The 21371-nt window shown below is 67.3% G+C and carries 19 protein-coding genes and 2 tRNA genes; 7 read left to right on the top strand and 14 right to left on the bottom strand.

Going from position 1 to position 21371, the window contains the following annotated elements:
- Position 1 precedes the first annotated feature (1 nt).
- The 8 genes from C1737_RS01770 to C1737_RS01735 form a co-directional block, all read right to left on the bottom strand.
- Positions 2 to 1093: a 2-oxoacid:ferredoxin oxidoreductase subunit beta gene (locus C1737_RS01770; RefSeq protein WP_102417060.1), complete on the bottom strand. Its 1092-nt coding sequence runs from the start codon at positions 1091 to 1093 to the stop codon at positions 2 to 4.
- Positions 1090 to 3063, bottom strand: a complete 1974-nt coding sequence (locus tag C1737_RS01765) for a 2-oxoacid:acceptor oxidoreductase subunit alpha (protein WP_102417726.1) — start codon at positions 3061 to 3063, stop codon at positions 1090 to 1092. The genes C1737_RS01770 and C1737_RS01765 overlap by 4 nt, the downstream gene beginning before the upstream one ends.
- A 194-nt stretch (positions 3064 to 3257) precedes the next feature.
- Positions 3258 to 4553 carry an MFS transporter gene (locus tag C1737_RS01760; protein WP_233214617.1) on the bottom strand — a complete coding sequence of 432 codons (1296 nt, stop codon included), beginning with the start codon at positions 4551 to 4553 and terminating at the stop codon, positions 3258 to 3260.
- 45 nt (positions 4554 to 4598) lie between these two features.
- On the bottom strand, positions 4599 to 5879 hold the full coding sequence (gene clpX, locus C1737_RS01755) for an ATP-dependent Clp protease ATP-binding subunit ClpX (protein WP_055400128.1): 1281 nt from the start codon (positions 5877 to 5879) through the stop codon (positions 4599 to 4601).
- A 420-nt stretch (positions 5880 to 6299) separates the two neighbouring features.
- The gene (clpP2, locus tag C1737_RS01750) at positions 6300 to 6923 is read right to left on the bottom strand and encodes an ATP-dependent CLP protease proteolytic subunit ClpP2 (protein ID WP_067917143.1); all 624 of its coding nucleotides are present in this window, start codon (positions 6921 to 6923) and stop codon (positions 6300 to 6302) included.
- 17 nt (positions 6924 to 6940) lie between these two features.
- On the bottom strand, positions 6941 to 7531 hold the full coding sequence (gene clpP1 / locus C1737_RS01745; protein ID WP_067917131.1) for an ATP-dependent CLP protease proteolytic subunit ClpP1: 591 nt from the start codon (positions 7529 to 7531) through the stop codon (positions 6941 to 6943).
- Positions 7532 to 7658: 127 nt separating this feature from the next.
- On the bottom strand, positions 7659 to 9107 hold the full coding sequence (gene tig, locus C1737_RS01740) for a trigger factor (protein WP_102417058.1): 1449 nt from the start codon (positions 9105 to 9107) through the stop codon (positions 7659 to 7661).
- Between the two features lie 68 nt (positions 9108 to 9175).
- Positions 9176 to 9252, bottom strand: a tRNA-Pro gene (locus C1737_RS01735).
- Positions 9253 to 9400: 148 nt separating this feature from the next.
- Between C1737_RS01735 and C1737_RS01730 the strand changes: the two genes are divergently transcribed.
- Together C1737_RS01730 and C1737_RS01725 are read left to right on the top strand one after the other, a co-directional pair.
- Positions 9401 to 9471: transfer RNA gene (locus C1737_RS01730), tRNA-Gly, on the top strand.
- 32 nt (positions 9472 to 9503) lie between these two features.
- Positions 9504 to 10715, top strand: coding sequence for a serine hydrolase domain-containing protein (locus tag C1737_RS01725; protein WP_102417057.1), 1212 nt, complete (start codon positions 9504 to 9506; stop codon positions 10713 to 10715).
- Positions 10716 to 11198: 483 nt separating this feature from the next.
- Here the strand turns inward: C1737_RS01725 and C1737_RS01715 are convergent, their stop codons facing one another.
- From C1737_RS01715 to C1737_RS01705, 3 genes are read right to left on the bottom strand one after another with little or no spacing between them, the layout of a single operon-like run.
- The gene (locus tag C1737_RS01715) at positions 11199 to 11999 is read right to left on the bottom strand and encodes an Fpg/Nei family DNA glycosylase (protein ID WP_067917137.1); all 801 of its coding nucleotides are present in this window, start codon (positions 11997 to 11999) and stop codon (positions 11199 to 11201) included.
- A gap of 6 nt (positions 12000 to 12005) precedes the next feature.
- Entirely contained in the window at positions 12006 to 12485 is a 480-nt protein-coding gene (locus tag C1737_RS01710; RefSeq protein WP_067917139.1) for a ribose-5-phosphate isomerase, read from the bottom strand.
- 48 nt (positions 12486 to 12533) lie between these two features.
- Positions 12534 to 13157, bottom strand: coding sequence for a DsbA family protein (locus C1737_RS01705; RefSeq protein ID WP_067917141.1), 624 nt, complete (start codon positions 13155 to 13157; stop codon positions 12534 to 12536).
- Between the two features lie 105 nt (positions 13158 to 13262).
- Between C1737_RS01705 and pepN the strand changes: the two genes are divergently transcribed.
- Positions 13263 to 15845, top strand: a complete 2583-nt coding sequence (gene pepN, locus C1737_RS01700) for an aminopeptidase N (RefSeq protein WP_068096041.1) — start codon at positions 13263 to 13265, stop codon at positions 15843 to 15845.
- Between the two features lie 86 nt (positions 15846 to 15931).
- Here the strand turns inward: pepN and C1737_RS01695 are convergent, their stop codons facing one another.
- The 3 genes from C1737_RS01695 to C1737_RS01685 form a co-directional block, all read right to left on the bottom strand.
- Positions 15932 to 16399, bottom strand: coding sequence for a DUF5130 domain-containing protein (locus tag C1737_RS01695; RefSeq protein ID WP_067921988.1), 468 nt, complete (start codon positions 16397 to 16399; stop codon positions 15932 to 15934).
- Entirely contained in the window at positions 16386 to 16613 is a 228-nt protein-coding gene (locus C1737_RS01690; protein ID WP_067921996.1) for a hypothetical protein, read from the bottom strand. Before C1737_RS01690 ends, C1737_RS01695 begins: the two co-directional genes overlap by 14 nt.
- Before the next feature lie 78 nt (positions 16614 to 16691).
- Positions 16692 to 17339, bottom strand: coding sequence for an HNH endonuclease (locus C1737_RS01685; protein ID WP_102417054.1), 648 nt, complete (start codon positions 17337 to 17339; stop codon positions 16692 to 16694).
- 142 nt (positions 17340 to 17481) lie between these two features.
- Here C1737_RS01685 and C1737_RS01680 point away from each other — a divergent pair, with 142 nt between their 5' ends.
- From C1737_RS01680 to C1737_RS01665, 4 genes are all read left to right on the top strand, one after another.
- Positions 17482 to 17877, top strand: coding sequence for a globin (locus C1737_RS01680; protein WP_067921993.1), 396 nt, complete (start codon positions 17482 to 17484; stop codon positions 17875 to 17877).
- A 21-nt stretch (positions 17878 to 17898) separates the two neighbouring features.
- The gene (locus tag C1737_RS01675) at positions 17899 to 19464 is read left to right on the top strand and encodes a glycoside hydrolase family 13 protein (RefSeq protein ID WP_102417053.1); all 1566 of its coding nucleotides are present in this window, start codon (positions 17899 to 17901) and stop codon (positions 19462 to 19464) included.
- 178 nt (positions 19465 to 19642) lie between these two features.
- Complete coding sequence (locus C1737_RS01670) at positions 19643 to 20275, top strand: DUF5134 domain-containing protein (RefSeq protein WP_102417052.1); 633 nt, start codon at positions 19643 to 19645, stop codon at positions 20273 to 20275.
- Positions 20276 to 20331: 56 nt separating this feature from the next.
- Positions 20332 to 21366, top strand: coding sequence for an FAD/NAD(P)-binding protein (locus tag C1737_RS01665; protein WP_199182769.1), 1035 nt, complete (start codon positions 20332 to 20334; stop codon positions 21364 to 21366).
- Positions 21367 to 21371: the final 5 nt, after the last annotated feature.

Below are 21371 nucleotides of genomic sequence, written 5' to 3'. Positions count from 1 at the left end.
GTCAGTCGACGGTCCAGGTGTCGCGCCCACGCAGCAATGATTGCAGAGCGGTGTCGTCGAACGGCTTCGAGGCCCGCGCGGCCTGCACCTGGGAGCGCGCCGCGTCGTCGTAGGTGGGCCGGGTGACGTCCCGGAAGATGCCGAGCACCGTGTGATCGAGGTTCTGATCGGAGAGCCGCGACAGCGCGAAGGCGTAGGCCGAGTCGTCGGTGTGCGCGTCATGCACCATGATCTCGTCGACGGCCACGTCGGCGGTCTTGGCGAATTCGAGGCCGAAGCCGGACTTCACCACGCAGTACTCGCCGTCGGCACCGAAGGTGATCGGCTCACCGTGGCGGACGTTGATCACCCGCTCCTCGGCGCCCTCCTTGCGCAGCACGTCGAACGAGCCGTCGTTGAAAATCGGGCAGTCCTGCAGGATTTCGACCACGGCGGCACCGCGGTGCTCGGCGGCCGCGCGCAGCACCTCGGTCAGTCCGTTGCGGTCGGAGTCCAGGGCGCGGCCGACGAACGTCGCCTCGGCGCCCAGGGCCAACGACACCGGGTTGAACGGGTGGTCCAGCGAACCCATGGGGGTCGACTTGGTGACCTTGCCGACCTCCGACGTGGGCGAGTACTGGCCTTTGGTCAGCCCGTAGATCCGGTTGTTGAACAGCAGGATCGTGATGTTGACGTTGCGGCGCAGCGCGTGAATCAGGTGGTTGCCGCCGATCGACAACGCGTCACCGTCGCCGGTGACCACCCACACGGACAGGTCCTCTCGGGCCAGCGCCAGACCGGTCGCGATCGCCGGCGCGCGGCCGTGGATCGAGTGGAACCCGTAGGTCTCCAGGTAGTACGGGAAGCGGCTGGAGCAGCCGATCCCGCTCACGAACACGATGTTCTCCCGCCGCAGTCCCAGCTCGGGCAGGAAGTTGCGGATGGTGTTGAGGATGACGTAGTCGCCGCAGCCGGGGCACCAGCGGACCTCTTGGTCACTGGTGAAGTCCTTGCCCTTCTGCGGCTGATCCGTGGTGGGGACGCCGTCGTTCTTCTTCAACCTCGGGGTCAACCCCAGGTCCGCGCCCGCCAGATTTCCCATCAGGTCGGTCATTCGCTAGCTCCCGCTCCCACCGTCGCTGCCGCCATTCTGGCGACCATCGTCTTGTCTTGCTCGATTTCGGCCAGCGTGCCGCCCAGCGCGGCGCGGATGACCCGCCCGATCTCATCGGCCAGGAATGCGACGCCCTGAACCTTGGTGACCGACTGCACGTCGACCAGATACTTGCCGCGCAGCAGCAATGCCAGCTGGCCCAAGTTCATTTCCGGGCACACCACCATCGGGTAGCGCCGCAGCACGTCGCCCAGGTTCCCCGGGAACGGGCTGAGATGGCGCAAGTGGGCGTGCGCGACCTTGACGCCCTTGCGCCGCGCGCGCCGGCAGGCTTCGCCGATCGGGCCGTACGAGCTGCCCCAGCCGATCAGCAGCAGCTCGGCGTCCCCGGTCGGGTCGTCGACTTCCACGTCGGGCACCGAGATGCCGTCAATCTTGGCCTGGCGCAACCGGACCATCAGGTCGTGGTTGACCGGTTCGTAGGAGATGGCACCCGAACCGTTGGCCGCCTCCAGACCGCCGATGCGGTGCTCGAGCCCCGGGGTGCCGGGGATGGCGAACTGACGGGCCAGCGTGTCCGGGTCACGGTTATACGGCTGGAAGGGCTCGTCGGGCTTGGCGAAGGTGTGCTTGATCGGCTGCAGCGTGCTGACGTCCGGAATGCGCCACGGCTCAGAGCCGTTCGCGATCGCGCCATCGGACAACACGATCACCGGCGTGTGATACGACACCGCGATGCGCACCGCCTCGATCGCGACGGCGAAGCAGTCGGACGGCGAGCGCGGCGCCAACACGGCGACCGGTGACTCCCCGTTGCGGCCGTACAGCGCCTGCAGCAGGTCGGCCTGCTCGGTCTTGGTGGGCAGGCCGGTCGAGGGCCCGCCGCGCTGAACGTCGATGACCAGCAGCGGCAACTCGGTCATCACCGCCAGGCCCAGCGCTTCGGACTTCAGCGAAATCCCCGGGCCCGAAGTACTCGTGACACCGAGCGCACCGCCGTAAGAGGCGCCGATTGCGGCACAAATGCCGCCGATCTCGTCCTCGGCCTGGAAGGTGATCACGTTGAAGTTCTTGTGCTTGGACAGCTCGTGCAGGATGTCCGACGCCGGGGTGATCGGGTAGCTGCCGAGCACCACCGGAATGTCGGCCAGCTGCCCGGCCGCGACGATGCCGTAGGCCATCGCGGTGTTGCCGGAGATCTGCCGGTATTCGCCGGATGGCAGCGTCGCCCGCGAGACCTCGTAGGTGGTGCCGAACGCCTCGGTCGTCTCGCCGTAGTTCCAGCCCGCCTTGAGGGCCAAGACGTTGGCCTCGGCGATGTCGGGCTTGCGGGCGAACTTCTCCCGGATGAACTTCTCGCTGGTTTCGATCGGGCGGCCGTACATCCAGGACAGCAGGCCCAGCGCGAACATGTTCTTGGCGCGCTGGCCGTCCTTCTTCGACGCGCCGATCGCCTCGACGGCACCCAGCGTCAGCGTGGTCATCGCGACGGAATGCACGACGTAGTCGGACAACTCGTCGGACTCGAGCGGGTTCGTCACGTAACCCACCTTGGTCAGGTTGCGCTTGGTGAACTCGTCGGAATTCGCGATCACCATGCCGCCCCGCGGCAGGTCGCCGAGGTTGGCCTTGAGCGCCGCCGGGTTCATCGCGACGAGCACGTCGGGGCGGTCACCGGCGGTCAGGATGTCGTAGTCGGCGATCTGGATCTGGAAGGAGGAGACCCCGGGCAGTGTTCCTGCGGGAGCCCGGATCTCGGCGGGATAGTTCGGCTGGGTCGCCAGGTCGTTTCCGAAAAGCGCTGCCTCTGAGGTGAACCGGTCGCCCGTCAGCTGCATCCCGTCGCCGGAGTCGCCGGCGAAGCGAATGACGACCTGCTCCAGGCGCCGGCGGTCGGACCCGCCACCGGAAGGCGACCCGTTCGAGCCGTTGTGAGAATCAGACCCGGCTCCGCTGCCGTTCGGATCCACGTATCCGCCTTCCATTCGTTATCCGGATAGGCACTCCGCTGGAGTTTTACGTTACGCGCCGTTCAAGCGCGCCCCGCACCCTTGAGCTGTGTGTCACTAGTAGTACCAATTATGGCACTTCTTTAAGACTCTCTAAGACGAGAATGGCCGTCTCTAAACGGTTGCATACAGCGGTTTTACACCTAAAGCCGATGTCAGCGCGCGGACGGTGGTGCGGGCCGTTCAAAACTGTGGTATTGGTCACTTTTCGCGGATTCGCTCGCGTCTTCGGGCGCCGTCTCCGGCATCGCGACCAGGTAGAGGAGAAAGCCCGCGGCGGCGAGTGCTCCCAGTAAGGCGAAGGCGGCGTTGTAGCCGGCGGCCACCACGATCCACCCGGCCGCGAGATTGGACACCGAGGCGCCTATGCCCGTCGCGGCCGTCACGGCACCGAGGCTCACGTTGAACCGGCCGGTGCCGTGCGTGACGTCCTGGACGACGAGGGGGAACAGCGCGCCGAACACGCCGGCCCCGACGCCGTCCAGCAGCTGCACGCCAACCAACCAATACGGGTTGCCGGACAGGGTGTAGAGAAATCCGCGTGCCGCCAGGACCGCGAAACCGAGCAGGAAGATCGGCTTTCGCCCCCACGAATCGGCCTTGGCTCCGGCCAGGTAGGCCACCGGCACCATGACCACCTGGGCGGCCACGATGCAACCGGCCATCAGCGCGGTCCCGACGTCCTTGTTGTGCAGCGCCAGCAGCTGACCGACCAGCGGCAGCATGGCCGCGTTGGCGAAGTGGAAGGCGATGACCGTCGCGGCGAAGATCATCAGCCGGCGATTGTGCAGCAGCACGGCCATCCGGGACGGCGTCTCGTGCGGCCCACCCGGCACGTGGTCCATGCCCCGCGCGACGTCATGATCGATCGCGTCGCCCGGAATCCGCAGCGTGGCAAGCACACTCGCGGCCGCCATGACGGCGAGCACCCAGAACACCACCACCGGGCCGAAGAAGTAGGCCAAGCCGCCGGTGATGGCCGCGGCCGAGGCGTTGCCCGCGTGGTTGAACGACTCGTTGCGTCCGATCCGGCGGGCGAAGAAGCGCGGACCCACGACGCCCAGAGTGATCGCGGCCAAAGCCGGGGCGAAGACCGAGCCGGCGATACCGGTCAGGGCCTGCAGGACAGAGATCGAATACAGCCCCGGAAAGACCGGCATAGCCAATGAACCGGCGGTGATGGTCAACGCGCCGCCGACGATCAACGCCCGCTTGGCCGTGCTCCGGTCCACCAACGCACCGGCCGGGGCCTGCGCGACGATCGCCCCGATTCCCCCGACCGCCATGACGAACCCGATCGACGCCTGGTCCCAATGGTGGGCCAGCAGCAGGTAGATCGACAGGTAGGGGCCCAGCCCGTCGCGGACGTCGGCCAGCAGAAAGTTCAGCAGGTCCAGCGCGTGCGTCAGCCGGCGCGGTACGGGGCTGGGGAGCTCAGCGGCGGCCGGCATGCGCATCTAGTACCCAAATGCGCGGCCGCTCGACCGCGAGGCGGGTTAGGCGCTCTTGTCGCGGCGCTCGGTGCGCGACGGCTTGCGCGGCACGATCGTCGGGAGCACGTTGTCCTGCACGGTCTCCTTGGTCACCACGACCTTGGCGACATCGTCCCGGCTCGGGATGTCGTACATCACCGGCAGCAGGACCTCTTCCATGATGGCGCGCAGGCCACGGGCCCCCGTGCCGCGGTGGATGGCCTGATCGGCGATCGCCTCCAGTGCGTCGTCGGTGAACTCGAGCTCGACGCCGTCCATCTCGAACAGCCTGGTGTACTGCTTGACCAAGGCGTTCTTCGGCTCGGAGAGGATCTTGACCAGCGACTCGCGGTCGAGGTTGGTCACCGACGCGACGACGGGCAGCCGCCCGATGAACTCGGGGATCAGCCCGAACTTGATCAAGTCCTCGGGCATGACCTCGGCGAAGTGGTCGGTGGTGTCGATCTCGGCCTTCGAGCGCACCTCGGCGCCAAACCCGAGGCCGCGCTTGCCGACGCGCTCGTAGATGATCTTCTCCAGGCCGGCGAACGCACCCGCGACGATGAACAACACGTTGGTGGTGTCGATCTGGATGAACTCCTGGTGCGGGTGCTTGCGGCCGCCCTGCGGGGGCACCGAAGCCTGGGTGCCCTCCAGGATCTTCAGCAGCGCCTGCTGCACGCCCTCGCCGGAGACGTCGCGGGTGATCGACGGGTTCTCGCTCTTGCGGGCGATCTTGTCGACCTCGTCGATGTAGATGATGCCGGTTTCGGCGCGCTTCACGTCGTAGTCGGCGGCCTGAATGAGTTTGAGGAGAATGTTTTCGACGTCCTCACCGACGTAGCCGGCTTCGGTCAGCGCGGTGGCGTCGGCGATGGCGAACGGCACGTTGAGCATCTTGGCGAGCGTCTGCGCCAGGTAGGTCTTGCCGCAGCCGGTGGGCCCGAGCATCAGGATGTTGGACTTGGTCAGCTCAACCGGCTCGTGCCGGGAGTCGCGCCCCTTCTCCCCCGCCTGAATGCGCTTGTAGTGGTTGTAGACCGCGACGGCCAGCGTGCGCTTGGCGGTGTCCTGCCCGATGACGTATCCCTCGAGGAATTCCCGGATTTCGACGGGCTTGGGTAGTTCGTCGAGTTTGACGTCGTCGGCGTCGGCCAGTTCCTCTTCGATGATCTCGTTGCAGAGGTCGATGCACTCATCGCAGATGTACACACCGGGACCAGCAATGAGTTTCTTGACCTGCTTCTGGCTCTTCCCGCAGAACGAGCACTTCAGCAGGTCACCGCCGTCTCCGATGCGCGCCATGGTGCTGAGGGCCTACTTCCTATTCGCCGTTCGTCGTGCTGTGCCGCATGTATCCCCCGACGCTACCCGCTAGATCGGGCCCGACGCGACCATTAAGGCCGAATCGCGCCGATGATATTCGGGGGAGTCATGCTGGTCCCGTCTGGATGAAACATATAGCCAGACGGTGCCCGTCACTCGCGAACGACGCGCTTTGCGTGTCTTTGGCGTGTCGCGGTCGTGACCCAACCGAGGCTGATGCGCCGCCCGATCCCCACGAAATCACCCTACAGCGGTTCGGCGGAATCGGCTCTGATCAGCGAGTCGGTCTTGATGAGGTGTGCTCGGCAAGCATGGCCGACGTTCGCCCAGCCCGCACTGAGCGCGAAAAATCAGGTGGGGATTCGCGGCCAGTGCACGTTCGACGCAGGGCCGATGACGCTAGGCGGTCTGCGCGGAGAGCTTCCGGTATTCCAGGACGGTGTCGATGATCCCGTACTCCTTGGCCTCTTCGGCGGTCAGGATCTTGTCCCGGTCGGTGTCCTTACGGACGGTCGCGGCATCCTTGCCGGTGTGGCGGGCCAGTGTGGTCTCCATCAGCGTGCGCATCCGCTCGATCTCGGCGGCCTGGATCTCCAGGTCGGAGAACTGGCCCTGGATCACGCCCTGAAGCGACGGCTGGTGGATCAGCACGCGAGCGTTGGGCAGCGCCATCCGCTTGCCTGGGGTTCCGGCGGCCAGCAACACCGCCGCGGCCGACGCGGCCTGACCGAGGCACACCGTCTGAATGTCGGCGCGGACGTACTGCATGGTGTCGTAGATCGCCATCAGCGAGGTGAAGCCGCCGCCGGGCGAGTTGATGTACATGGTGATGTCGCGGTCGGGGTCCAGCGATTCCAACACCAGCAGCTGCGCCATGATGTCGTTCGCCGAAGCGTCGTCCACCTGGACGCCGAGGAAGATGATGCGCTCCTCGAACAGCTTGTTGTAGGGGTTGGACTCCTTGACACCGAAGCTGGAGTGCTCGATGAACGACGGCAGGATGTAGCGCGCCTGGGGCTGCATGTTCGGGTGCTGGGTGCTCACTGGGCTTCTCCGTTGGTGATGTGGGCGGCGCGGGTGATGATGTGGTCGACGAACCCGTATTCCAGGGCTTCCTGCGCGGTGAACCAGCGGTCGCGGTCGGAGTCCGCTTCGATGCGCTCGATCGACTGCCCGGTGAATTCGGCGTTCAGCCGGAACATCTCCTTCTTGATGACGTGGAACTGCTCGGCCTGGATCGCGATGTCGGCCGCGCTGCCCGTCACCCCGCCCAGCGGCTGGTGCATCAGGATGCGCGCGTGCGGCAGCGCGAAGCGCTTGCCCTTGGTGCCGGCCGCGAGCAGGAACTCTCCCATCGAGGCGGCCATGCCCATCGCGTAGGTGGCGATGTCGCAGGGCGCCAGCACCATGGTGTCGTAGATGGCCATGCCGGCGCTGATCGATCCGCCCGGGGAGTTGATGTACAGCGAGATGTCCTTGTCGGCGTCCTCGGCGGCGAGCAACAGGATCTGCGCGCACAGCCGGTTGGCGACCTCGTCGTTCACCTCCGAACCCAGGAAGATGATGCGCTCGGAGAGCAAGCGCTCATAGACCGAGTCCGTGAGGTTGAGCCCCTGCGAGGGCGAACGCATGTCAGACACGACTGGGTTACCTGCTTTCTCGAGTTCTTCTATGCACCGACACTAACCAACCTGGCCGACTGTTTCGCGGTCACGCTCCCCCTCAATTCGGCGCTTTCGCTCACAGCGTCAAGACCGGTCACTCCGCTTCGTCGTCGGACGCTTCGGTTTCCGGGGCCTCGTCGGTCGGCTCGGCATCGTTGGCCTCCCCGGTCGAATGGTCGGCCTCCTCAGCCTCGCCAGTCGGCTCGGCATCGTCGGCCTCCCCGCGCTTGCCGAAGAACTCATTGGTGTCGATCGCGTTCCCGTCGGTGTCGGTCACCGTCGCCGCCCGCACCACCTCGGCGATGGCCAGCCCGCGCCGCACGTCGGCGAACATGGCCGGCAGCTGGTTGTTCTCCTGCAGGTAGCCCAGCAGCTGCTGCGGCTCGATGCCGTATTGGCGCGACGTCATCATCAGCCGCTCGGTCAGGTCGTCCTGGCCGACCTGGACCTCCAGCTCGTCGGCCAACGCATCCAGCAGCAGCTGCCTCTTGACGTCCGTCTCCGCGGCCGAGCGCGTCTCGGTCTCGAACTCTTCGCGCGTCTTGCCCTGTCCGGCGAGCGCCTGGTCGAGCTTGGCCTCGTCGTGCTCCAGCCCGTGCAGGGCGTTGTGCAGGGTGCTCTCGACCTGCGCTTTGACGATCGCCTCCGGCAGCGGCACGTCGACCTGGTCCAAGAGAGCGTCCAGCGCGGCGTTACGTATCTGGTCGGCCTGCTGAGCGCGCTTGACCCGGCCCACCTGCTCGCGCAGATTGGCCCGCAGCTCCTCGATGGTGTCGAACTCGCTGGCCAACTGGGCGAACTCGTCGTCGGGCTCGGGGAGCTCGCGCTGCTTGATCGACTTGACGGTGACGGTCACCTGCGCGTCCCGCCCGGCGTGGTCACCGGCCGCCAGCTGCGCGGTGAACTCGCGGGACTCGTCGACGGACAGACCGACCAGGGCGTCGTCGAGGCCCGCGATGAGACGGCCGGAGCCCACCTCGTGGGACAGCCCCTCCGCGGCGGCCCCCGGCACCTCTTCACCGTCGATGGTGGCTGACAGGTCGATGGAGACGAAGTCGCCGGTTTCCACGGGCCGGTCCACCCCGGTGAGGGTGCCGAACCGGGCGCGCAGGGACTGCAATTCGGCGTCGACGTCATCGTCGCTGACCTCGACCGGGTCGACCGACACCTTCAGCGTGGCCAGGTCCGGAAGCTCGATCTTGGGGCGGATGTCGACCTCGGCGCTGAACGCCAGCTCCTGGCCGTACTCCTTCTTGGTGACCTCGATCTCGGGCTGACCGAGCGGCTGCACTTCTGAGTCCACGACCGCCTGCCCGTACCGCGCGGGCAGCGCCTCGTTCACAACCTGGTCCAGCAGCGCCTCTCGGCCGAACCGGGCCTCCAGCAACTTCGCCGGCGCCTTGCCGGGGCGAAAGCCGGGCAGCCGCACCTGCTTGGCCAGCTCCCGGTAGGCCCGCTGGAAGTCGGGCTCCAGTTCGGCGAACGGCACCTCCACGTTGATGCGGACCCGGGTGGGGCTCAGCTGCTCGACGGTGCTCTTCACGGGGGTGCTCCTCGGTGGTCGTTCCTGGCGTTCGGTGGGCCGCGTGCATGCGGCGCGGGGTGGTGCTCTGGTCGGGGTGACAGGATTTGAACCTGCGGCCTTCCGCTCCCAAAGCGGATGCGCTACCAAGCTGCGCTACACCCCGCGCTGACCTCGATGATCCTAAGGCCCGTCGAGTCCGGGTCGGCCACGGCCTTCGCGGCGACCTCACAGACCCTCACGGAGCGATCACAAGACCGCGTCGATTAGATTTGATCTTCGTCGACAGCTACAGTCACGCTCGACCAATACATGCGGGCGTAGCTCAATGGTAGAGCCCTAGTCTTCCAAACTAGCTACGCGGGTTCGATTCCCGTCGCCCGCTCGGGTTAGGGATCTGCTCCACAGAGAGGCGCCATGAGCGACCTAGAAACGGATGCGCTGATCCACGGCTCATGCGCGCCGGACTTCGTCGGGGTGCGCGAGGCATTCGAAGGCAACTTCACGCGGGGCGATGAAGTCGGCGCGGCCGTCGCGGTCTGGCTGGACGGGGACCTCGTCGTCAACCTCTGGGGCGGTTGGGCCGACGCCGCCCACACCCGGACCTGGCAGCAGAACACCCTGACGACGGTGCTATCCGGCACCAAGGGCTTGTCGGCCACCTGTGTCCATCAACTGGCCGACCGCGGCGAGCTGGACCTGCAGGCCCCGGTCGCCCATTACTGGCCCGAGTTCGCGCAAGCCGGCAAACAGGACATCACGCTGGCGATGGTGATGAGCCACCGGTCCGGCGTGATCGGCCCCCGCACCCGGCTGCGCTGGGAAGACGTCGCCGACTGGGATTTGGTCTGCGAGCAACTGGCCGCCGCCGAACCGTACTGGGAACCGGGCACCGCCCAGGGCTACCACATGACCACGTTCGGATTCATCCTCGGCGAGGTGTTCCGCCGCGTCACCGGCCGGACGATCGGCCAGTACCTGCGCACCGAGATCGCCGAACCGTTGGGCGCCGACGTCCATATCGGGCTGCCCCTGGCCGAACAGCGCCGCTGCGCCGAGCGGGTCAACAAGCCGCACGCCCGTGACCTGCTGGCCGACGCGCAGGCCCCCGGCCACCCGGTCAGCCTGTCCGACCATCCGAAGGCCGGGCTCTCGATCTCGATGGGGTTCGCCCCCGACGACGAGCTCGGCTCCCATGATCTGCAGCTGTGGCGCGAACTCGAGTTCCCGGGGACCAACGGGCAGGTGTCGGCCCTGGGGTTGGCGACGTTCTACAACGCGCTCGCGCAGGAGAAGGTGCTCAGCCGCGAGCACATGGACCTGGTGCGGGAGTGTCAGGGCGGCCTGGAGACCGACCTGGTGCTGGGGCCACGGGTCGCGGACCACGGCTGGGGCCTGGGCTACATGCTCAACCAGCGGTGCGTCAACGGGCCCAACCCTCGGATCTTCGGCCACGGCGGCCTGGGCGGCTCCTTCGGGTTCGTCGATTTAGAGCACCGCATCGGTTACGCGTACGTGGCGAACCGCTTCGACGCCACCAAGGCCAATGCGGACCCGCGCAGCCTCGCGCTGAGCAACGAGGTCTACGCGACGCTGGGAGTCATGCCGGAAGCGCGAGCGGCGACCTGACGTTGGGGGTACGGGCCACGCGCACGCGGCCCGCACCCATCGACGGATCAGTGTTGCCAGGGCTGCGGCTGATACGGTCCCGGTCCGCCGGGTCCACCGGGCCAGCCAGGACCGCGTTGGTCGGGTCCCGGGCCATTCCAGTCACGGCTGTGGTCGTTGCCGTCCATGTCGCGATGGCGGTCATCGTGGCAGTTGTTCGAGTCCCAGTTCTGCCCCCAACCCGGGTCCCACCCTTGCCCCGGGCACCAGTGGTAATCGGGCAATGGCGCGGGCTGGGCCTGGGCGCCGACCGCGGCACCCAGCCCAGCCAGCCCCAACCCGACGATCGCGGAAACCGTTGCAGCTAAACGCGGAAGAGTATTCACGGCTTCCACCAGTACCCTCAATCGAGCCGCGCTCAAACAGTAGACGTCAGCGTTTCTTGCTGGGAGTTTCCTGCCAATTGGCGCCACCTTGGGGAGAGCGCAATGATGGTGAGGCGCATCACTTTTGGCAGGACGGGCACCAAAACACGTTTCGCCCCTCCAGGACGGACGTGCGGATCGAATCTCCGCACACCCGGCACCCTTCGCCGGCGCGCCGGTACACGTACGTCCGGGGACGCCCGGCCCGATACGACGGCGGGCCGTGGTCGTGTTCGGGCCGCACCACGACGATCTTGCCGCGGCGGAAGCCGACCTTCATCAGCGCCACCAGGTCGGTCCACGCCGCGTCGAACTCCGCCTGGCCGACGTCCCGGCCCGGGCGGAAGGGGTCGATGTTGTGGCGGTACAGCAGCTCGTTGCGGTAGACGTTGCCCACGCCGGCGACGATGGTCTGATCCATCAACAGTGCGCCGATAGGTCTGCGGGACTTACTGATTCGCTTCCACGCCCAGGATGGATCGGCGTCGTTGCGCAGCGGGTCGGGGCCGAGCTTGGCCAGCACGTCGGAAACCTGGCCCTCGTCGATCACCTCGCAGACCGTCGGCCCGCGCAGATCGGTGCCGTAGTCGGCGCCCACCATGCGCATTCGCACCTGCCCGACCGGCTCGGGAAGGACCGCGTCCTCGCGCGGCCATTCGGTGAAGGCGCCGTAGAGGCCCAGGTGCACGTGCACGATCGGGCCGCCGTCATAGTGGTGGAACAGGTGCTTGCCCCAGACGCTGGTGCGGCGCAACACGCGCCCGTCCACCACGGCCGCATCGGCGAAGCGCCCCTGCGGGCTGGACACCGCTACGGGCGCACCACCGAACCGGCGCTGGTGCAGCCGGGCCAGCCGGTGCAGGGTGTGCCCTTCGGGCATGGGGCCTCAGCCCTGCGCGCCGGGCACCGGCGGCGCCTGGTGGGTGCGTTCGTACTCGGCGAGGATGTCGATACGCCGTTGGTGGCGTTCGGCTTTCGACCACTGCGCGGTCAGGAACGCATCCACGATCGCCAGCGCCTCTTCGACGGTGTGCATGCGGCCACCGATCCCGATCAGCTGGGCGTTGTTGTGTTCGCGTGCCAGTGTCGCCGTCTCCACGCTCCACGCCAGCGCGCAGCGGGCTCCGGGCACCTTGTTGGCGGCGATCTGCTCACCGTTGCCCGACCCGCCGAGGACGATGCCCAGGCTGTCGGGGTCGGCGACCGTGCAAGTCGCGGCCGCGATGCAAAACGCCGGGTAATCGTCCTCGGCGTCGTACGTGTAGGCACCGCAGTCGATCGGCTCGTGCCCGGACGCCTTGAGGTGCTCGATGATCTGCTGCTTGAGCTCGAATCCGGCGTGGTCAGAGCCGAGGTAGACGCGCATGCCCGCAATCCTTACACAACGGTGCGCTGCGGGTCGCCGCCCGACGATCTAGTCGAATTCGGGCTTCTCGGTGCGCGTGCGCTTGAGCTCGAAGAAGTGCGGGTAGGACGCAAAGGTCACCGACGCGTCCCACAGCTTGCCGGCCTCCTCGCCGCGCGGGATCTTCGACAGCACCGGCCCGAAGAACGCCACACCGTTGACGTGGATGGTCGGCGTGCCGACGTCGTCGCCGACGGCGTCCATGCCGGCGTGGTGGCTCTTGCGCAGGGCGTCGTCGTAGGCGTCGCTGTGCGCGGCCTCGGCGAGCTCGGCGGGCAACTCGGCGTCGGCCAGCGACAACTTGATGACCTCCTCGAGGTTCTTGTTGTCCTCGTTGTGGATTCGAGTGCCCATCGCGGTGTACAGCGGGTCCAGGACTCCGGCGCCGTGGGCCTGCTCGGCGGCGATCGCCACTCGGACCGGCCCCCAGGCGTGCTTCATCATCTCGCGATACTTGTCGGGCAGGCCCTCGCGGTTCTCGTTGAGGATCGCCAGGCTCATCACGTGGAAGTGCACGTCGATGTCGCGGACCTTCTCCACCTCGAGGATCCAGCGCGACGTGATCCAGCACCACGGGCACAGCGGATCGAACCAGAAATCGGCTTGGTCTTTCCCGGCAGCCTTGTCAGACATAGCGCAATCCTCTCGTCGGTCGACACACCGTTCAGCACAACCGTAGGCGCCGCGGCCCTGTTCCCGCAGTGCCCCGGATGCGATCCGGGCACGTAAGTTGGACGCGTGGCCCTTCCTAATCTCACCCGGGACCAGGCCGTCGAACGCGCGGCCCTGATCACCGTCGACAGCTACCAGATCCAGCTCGATGTCACCGACGGCTCGGATGTTGGGGGTCCCCCGGCCACCCGCACGTTCCGGTCCACGACCACGGTCGTGTTCGACGCGCTTCCGGGCGCCGACACGTACATCGACCTCGCCGCCGAGACGGTACGCGGTGCCACGCTCAACGGTCACGACATCGACGTGTCCGGATACGACGAATCCACCGGCATCGCGTTGCGCGGCCTGGAGCAACACAACGTGCTCGTCGTCGACGCGGACTGCCGCTACTCGAACACCGGTGAGGGGTTGCACCGCTTCGTCGACCCGGTCGACAACGAGACGTATCTGTACTCGCAATTCGAAACCGCCGACGCCAAGCGCATGTTCGCCTGCTTCGACCAACCCGACCTCAAGGCGACGTTCGACCTGCGGGTGACGGCGCCCGGGCACTGGAAGGTGGTGTCGAACGGCGCCACGGTGTCGATCGAGGACGGGGTGCACACCTTCGCCACGACCCCGCGGATGAGCACCTATCTGGTGGCGCTGATCGCCGGCCCCTACGCCGAGTGGAAAGACACCTACACCGACGAGCATGGGGAGATCCCGCTGGGGATCTTCTGCCGGGAATCCCTGGCGCGCCACATGGACGCCGAGCGGCTGTTCACTCAGACCAAACAGGGATTCGGCTTCTACCACAAGAACTTTGGGCTCCCGTACGCATTCGGCAAGTACGATCAGCTGTTCGTCCCCGAATTCAACGCCGGCGCAATGGAAAACGCGGGTGCGGTGACCTTCCTGGAGGACTACGTCTTTCGCAGCAAGGTCACCCGCGCCTCCTACGAGCGGCGCGCCGAAACCGTGCTGCACGAGATGGCGCACATGTGGTTCGGGGACCTGGTCACCATGTCCTGGTGGGACGACCTGTGGCTCAACGAGTCGTTCGCCACCTTCGCCTCGGTGCTGTGCCAGGCGGAGGCCACCGAATTCACCGAGGCCTGGACGACGTTCGCCACGGTCGAGAAGTCGTGGGCGTACCGCCAGGACCAACTGCCGTCGACGCATCCCATCGCCGCCGACATCCCCGACCTCGCCGCGGTGGAGGTGAACTTCGATGGCATCACCTACGCAAAGGGCGCCTCGGTCCTCAAGCAGCTGGTCGCCTACGTCGGGCTGGAGCAATTCCTGGCCGGTCTGCGCGACTACTTCCGCGCCCACGCGTTCGGCAACGCCACCTTCGACGACCTGGTCACCGCGCTGGAGAAGGCGTCGGGCCGAGACCTGTCGGACTGGGGCCGGCAATGGTTGAAGACGACCGGGCTGAACACGCTGCGCGCCGACTTCGACACCGACGCCGACGGGAGGTTCACCCGATTCGCGGTGACGCAGAGCGGTGCCGCGCCCGGGGCAGGCGAGACCCGGGTGCACCGGCTGGCGATCGGCATCTACGACGACGACGGCGCCGGCAAACTGGTGCGGGTGCGGCGGGAAGAGCTCGATGTCGAGGGCCCTGTCACGGAAGTCCCTGCGCTGGTAGGTCTTTCGCGCGGCGAGCTGGTGCTGGTCAACGACGATGACCTGACCTACTGCTCCCTGCGGCTCGATCAGGAGTCGCTGCAGACCGCGTTGCGGCGCATCGCCGACATCGCCGAGCCGCTGCCGCGCTCCCTGGTGTGGTCGGCGGCGTGGGAGATGACCCGCGAGGCCGAAATGCGGGCGCGCGACTTCGTGGCCCTGGTCTCGACCGGGGTGCACGCCGAAACCGAGGTCGGGGTGGCGCAGCGGCTGCTGCTGCAGGCGCAGACGGCGCTGGCTTCCTACGCCGAGCCGGGCTGGGCGCACGAGCAGGGCTGGCCGCAGTTCGCCGACCGGTTGCTGGAGCTGGCGCGCGCGGCGGAGCCCGGCTCCGATCACCAGCTCGCGTTCGTCAACAGCCTGTGCTCGTCGGTGTTGTCGACCCGGCACGTCGTGACGCTGGCGGACCTGCTCGACCACGACCCGGCCGAGCTGGGGCTGGCCGGTCTCGAGATCGACACCGATCTCCGGTGGCGCATCGTGACCGCGCTCGCCGGCGCGGGCGAGATCGACGCCGACGGGCCCGGCACGCCCTTCATCGACGCGGAGGTGCAGCGCGACCCGACCGCCGCCGGCAAGCGGCACGGTGCGCAGGCGGCGACGGCTCGGCCGCAACGGCAGGTCAAGGAGGAGGCCTGGACCACGGTGATCGAGGACGACACCCTGGCCAACATCACGGCCCGGTCCATCATCGCGGGCTTCGCCCCGCCCGGGCAGCACGCCTTGCTCGACCCCTTCACCGACCGCTATTTCGCAGCGATACCGGGCGTGTGGGCACGGCGGTCCAGCGAGGTCGCGCAGACCGTGGTGATCGGGCTGTACCCGCACTGGAACATCAGCGAGGCCGGTATCGCGGCCGCCGACAGGTTCCTTTCCGACCCCGAGGTGCCGCCGGCTCTACGACGGCTGGTGCTGGAGGGCCAGGCCGGCGTGAAGCGGGCCCTGCGGGCCCGCGGGTTCGACGCGGCCTGATAACGCCTGACGCGAGCGCGCGTGTTTGTACGGCGACACGCCGCGCTCGGCGTGCATTTGCGCACCCTCGCGCGGTGGGCGGGCAGTTAGGCCGGGGCGATTCCCGCGCTGAGGACGCGGATCGCGCTGACCAGCCCGTCGACCAGGTCGCCCCGCTGAAACGCCGACGACGCGGCGGCGACCCCGAGCGGCGCGGACGACTCGGCGCCACGACCGCGGACCTGGGAGCCGTAGACCACCTCGATGACCTTCTGGTCGGGTGAGACCGCCAGCAGCACCGCGTTGTCCGGCGTCGGGACCTTGGCCAGGATCTCGCGGGCCCGCGCGGCGGTGTCGTTGCCCAGGTCGCCGAGGTAGATGGCGAACCTCGCCTTCGATGCCCGCGAACCGAACTTCAGCGCGTCATCGATGGCGACCAGGTCCTTGATCGGGAACGGGTAATGGACGGACAGCTCGCCCGGCTCCGTCACCCCGGAGATCCGCCCGCTGGTGGTGATCACCCACCCGTTCGGCAGCTCGCCGGGCTCGATCGTCGCTACGTCACCACGTGCCACTGGCGCCACCTCCAACTGCGAATTCGTGTGTGTCGTGCCCGCCGTGCGCGTGACCGACGTCTTCGTCCGCGGCCGCCCACAGGATCGGCGGGTGGGTCCACTTCTCGCCCAGCTTGTAGCTCGCCGGGTGCGGTCCCTTGCGGGCCACGGTCAGCAACGCCAGCACTGCGACCAGCAGCAACGGTATCCCGATGAAGTACAGGTGAATCTGCAAAAGGCTCACGGCGAAAACCGTAACCCACGCGGTGATCCCTCGGCACACTCGGACACGAGATGTCGTGCGATCCGGGCGCTACGCCGCGCCCTCGCCGAGGTAGCGCGCCCACGCCGGGTCGAGCTCCTTGACCGTCGACAACAGTCGCCAGTGCTGGCCCGTCGGCGGCAGCGGCGTCCGGCGCAGCACCCAGCCGAGCTCGGTGAGCAGCTTGTCACCCTTGCGGTGGTTGCACGTCGAACAGCAGGCGACGCAATTCTCCCAGGAGTGGTCGCCGCCGCGGCTGCGTGGCACCACGTGGTCGACGGTGTCGGCCTTGGCCCCGCAGTAGGCGCAGGAGAACCGGTCCCGATGCATCAGCGCGGCCCGGGTCATCGGAACCCGGGCCCGGTACGGAACGCGGACGTAGGACCGCAGCTGAATCACCGAGGGCACCAGGATCGAGCTGGTGGCCGAGTGGATCACCGGTCCGCTTGGGTCGTGATGCACCACGTCGGCCTTGCCGCAGATCACCATCACGATCGCCCGCCGCATCGGCAGCGCGGTCAGCGGCTCGTAGGTCGAATTCAGCAGCAACACCCGCCGGCGACTCCACAGGGAAGCGGTGTCCTGGCGGGTGGGGGGATGGGTGTCGACGCTATGCAGGCATGACGCGGTTGGGGGCCCGGTTAACCCTGCCGCGGCACCGCAACTGCGGTGGCTGCGGCGTCTCTTGCCCTGCGCCATAGATCCTCCGCGGATAGTCCACCATGATTCGTCGCCAATCGCACCCCTATTGCAGGTGAACGGCATGTCGCCCGGGTGAACACCGGGAGCGCCCGCGGCCCGCCTCGGCCGGACGCCGCCGCCATGGACCACAATGGAGGTGATGGATTCCGAGCCCCAGTCCTTCTATGACGCCGTCGGCGGTGCCGAGACCTTCCACGCGATTGTGTCCCGCTTCTACGCCCAGGTCGCCGAGGACGAGATCCTGCGCCAGCTGTACCCCGAGGACGACCTGGCGGGCGCCGAAGAACGGTTACGCATGTTCCTCGAGCAGTACTGGGGCGGCCCGCGCACCTACTCAGACCGCCGGGGCCATCCCCGGCTGCGGATGCGGCACGTCCCGTTCCGGATCACGCCTATCGAGCGGGACGCCTGGCTGCGCTGCATGCACACCGCCGTCGCCTCGATCGATTCGCAGACCCTCGACGACGAGCACCGGCGCCAGCTGCTCGATTACCTCGAGATGGCGGCCAACTCGCTGGTCAATTCGCCCTTCTGATACCCAACCGAACGGAGCAGGATGAGCCCCGGAGCATGGTGGTCGAACGCGGTGTTCTATCAGGTCTATCCCCGGTCGTTCGCCGACAGCGACGGCGACGGCGTGGGCGACATCGACGGGTTACTGGCCCATCTGGATCACCTCGAGCGGCTCGGGGTGGACGCGATCTGGCTCAACCCGGTCACCGTCTCACCGATGGCCGACCACGGCTACGACGTCGCCGACCCCCGCGACATCGATCCACTGTTCGGGGGGATGGCGGCCATTGAGCGCCTGATCCCCGCGGCGCACAAGCGGGGCATCAAGATCACCATGGACGTGGTGCCCAACCACACCAGCTCGGCACACCCGTGGTTTCAGGCCGCGCTGGCCGCGGGGCCGGGCACCGAGGCGCGGGAGCGCTACTACTTCCGCGACGGCCAGGGTCCGGATGGGGAGCTGCCGCCGAACAACTGGACGTCGGTATTCGGTGGGTCCGCCTGGACGCGGGTGGTGGAGCCGGACGGCAATCCGGGCCAGTACTACCTCCACCTCTTCGACACCGAGCAGCCGGACCTGAACTGGGAACACCCGGACGTCTTCGACGATTTCGAGAAGACGCTGCGGTTCTGGCTGGAGCGCGGCGTGGACGGCTTCCGCATCGACGTCGCACACGGCATGGCCAAGCCGGCTGACCTGCCCGACGCGAAGGACGACGTCAAGGTGCTCAGTCACAGCGACGACGACCCGCGCTTCAATCATCCGAGCGTGCACGAGATCCACCGCGGGATCCGCAAGATCGTCGACGACTATCCCGACGCGGTGACCATTGGGGAGGTGTGGGTGCTCGACAACCTCCTGTGGGCCGAGTATTTGCGGCCCGACGAACTGCACCTCGGTTTCAACTTCCGGCTCACCAAGATCGCCTTCGACGCCGACCAGATCCGCCATGCGATAGAGAATTCGATGGAGGCCATCGCGATCGAACACGCCATCCCCACCTGGACCCTGTCCAACCACGACGTGGGGCGGGAGGTCACCCGTTACGGGGGCGGCGAGGTCGGGCTGAACCGGGCGAAGGCGATGGCGATGGCGATGCTCGCCCTGCCGGGCGCGGTGTTCGTCTACAACGGCGAGGAGCTGGGGCTGCCGGACGTCGAGCTGCCCGACGAAGTGCTGCAGGACCCGACGTGGGAACGCTCCGGGCATACCGAGCGCGGCCGCGACAAGTGCCGCGTTCCGATCCCGTGGTCGGGCGACGCTCCCCCGTTCGGGTTCTCCAGCTCCCCCGACACGTGGTTACCGATGCCGCAGGAGTGGGCGTCCCTGACCGTCGAGCGCCAGATCGCAGACCCCGAATCGACGTTCTCGTTCTTCCGGCACGTCATCAAATTGCGCAAGGAGCGCGCCGAATTCGAGGGCGACGAGATCGACTGGTTGGACGCGCCACCAGATGCGCTGATCTTCCGGCGCCGCGGCGGCGGGGCGGTGTGCGCGGTCAACGCCGGCCGCCGACCGATCCCACTGCCGCCGGGAGAGCTCATCATGGCCAGCGCCCCGCTGGTCGACGGCGAACTCGCGCCGGACGCCGCGGCGTGGCTGGCCTGAACGGCGAATCCAAAGCTGCGGCAGTCCAGCCGTTTTCACATTGGGGTTGGCCAACCGCCGGGGTGCCTCCGAAGCGGAGATACCCGGTGGGGGTACTCTCGTGCCATGACCGAGATCGAACCGCCGATTCCGGGTCCTAGGCCGACACCGTGCGAGCCCACCGGCGAAAGGCGGGTTGGTGGATAACACGTTGCGATGGCTGGTGACGGCACTCTTCGCCGTGAGCTTCGCAGCCTACGGATATTTCCTTGTCGCTCAACGCCGCTGCTGGACCAGCATCGTGAGCCAGCTGCTGCATCTGGCGATGTCGGCGGTGATGATCCTGATGGCGTGGGGTGTGGGCATGAGCATCCCGACCATGGTTGCCGCGACGTGCTTCCTGCTCGGCGGCGCCTGGTTCGTCGGCATCGCCGGCCACACGCCCTGGGCCGCCGACGGCAGGCTGACCAACTATTACTACGCCCTGATGATGGTGGCGATGGCCTGGATGTACGGGGCGATGAAGGGCAGCTTGCCGGGACGCGCCGGGCATCCGGACGACCTTGCGATGAGCATGCCGGCGCACAGCGCCGCCTCGGGGATGCAGCACGCGACGCACGACATGTCCCAGCCCACGCCGGACTGGGTCAACATGGTGAACGGGATCGCGGCCCTGGGGTTCGGCGCGGTGGCGATTTTCTGGGCGTACCGCTGGGTGGCGCAGCGCTGGACGAAACTGATGCCGCGCACCGTTAAACTCACCTACGCGCAAATCGTGACCCAGACGGTCACCGCCGCAGGTACGGCGCTGATGTTCGCCGACATCGTGTGATCCGATCCCGCCCTTCCGGCTCGGCGCGTGGCCTGCCGCTCCTCTATACCTAGTACATGGCGACGTACGCGTGGACGGTGATCGGGGCGGGACCCGCGGGCATCGCGGCGGTGGGAAGGCTGCTCGATCAGGGCATACCGCCCGACACGATCGCCTGGGTGGATCCCGCCTTCGCCGCAGGAGACCTGGGCGGTAAGTGGAGGTCGGTGTCCAGCAACACGATCGCCGGGACGTTTATGAGCTTCTTGAATGGCTCTGCGGCCTTTGGGTTCTCACATGCTCCGCCATCGCCGCTGGCCGAAGTCGACCCCGAGGAGACCTGCGCCCTTGCCCTGGTCGCCGACCCGTTGGTATGGGTGACCGGGCAGCTGCGCCAGCGGGTGCACGTATTCGAGACGACGGCCAGCACGCTGACCCTGGCGCAACGGCGGTGGCGGATCGAAACACGGGATAGGGAATTGGCGTCGGACAACGTGATTCTCGCGGTCGGCGCGGTACCCAGGAGGCTCGACTACCCCATCGAGGAGATTCCGGTCGAGGTCGCCCTCGATGCCGACAAGCTCGCCGAGGTGCCGCTGGAAGGGGCGACGGTTGCGGTCTTCGGCTCGTCGCACTCGTCGATGATCGCGTTGCCGCACCTCCTGCGGTGTCCGGTCGCCAAGGTGATCAACTTCTACCGCAGCCCGCTCAAATACGCGGTCTACCTGGATGATTGGATCCTGTTCGACGACACCGGCCTCAAGGGGCGGGCCGCGGTGTGGGCTCGCGAGAACATCGACGGGGTGTGGCCGGATCGGCTGGAGAGGTGCCTGGTGTCGAGCCCGGAGTTCGACGAGAAGGTCGCCGAGTGTGATCGCGTCGTCTACACCGTCGGTTTCGAGCCGCGGAAGCTGCCCGAGACGCCCCAATGGGGCCGGCTGGGCTACAACCGGATGAACGGAATCATTGCCCCCGGCCTGTTCGGGTTGGGCATCGCCTTCCCCGAGTACGCCGAAGACCCCTACGGCTACGGGCAATACCGCGTGGGCCTGAAAAAGTTCATGGATTACCTCGACTCGGTTCTCCCGCTGTGGATGGTCTACGGCACGTGACCCGA

Source organism: Mycobacterium sp. 4858, assembly GCF_900240975.1.
GTDB lineage: Bacteria > Actinomycetota > Actinomycetes > Mycobacteriales > Mycobacteriaceae > Mycobacterium.
This window is presented reverse-complemented; position numbering and strand designations above follow the sequence as displayed.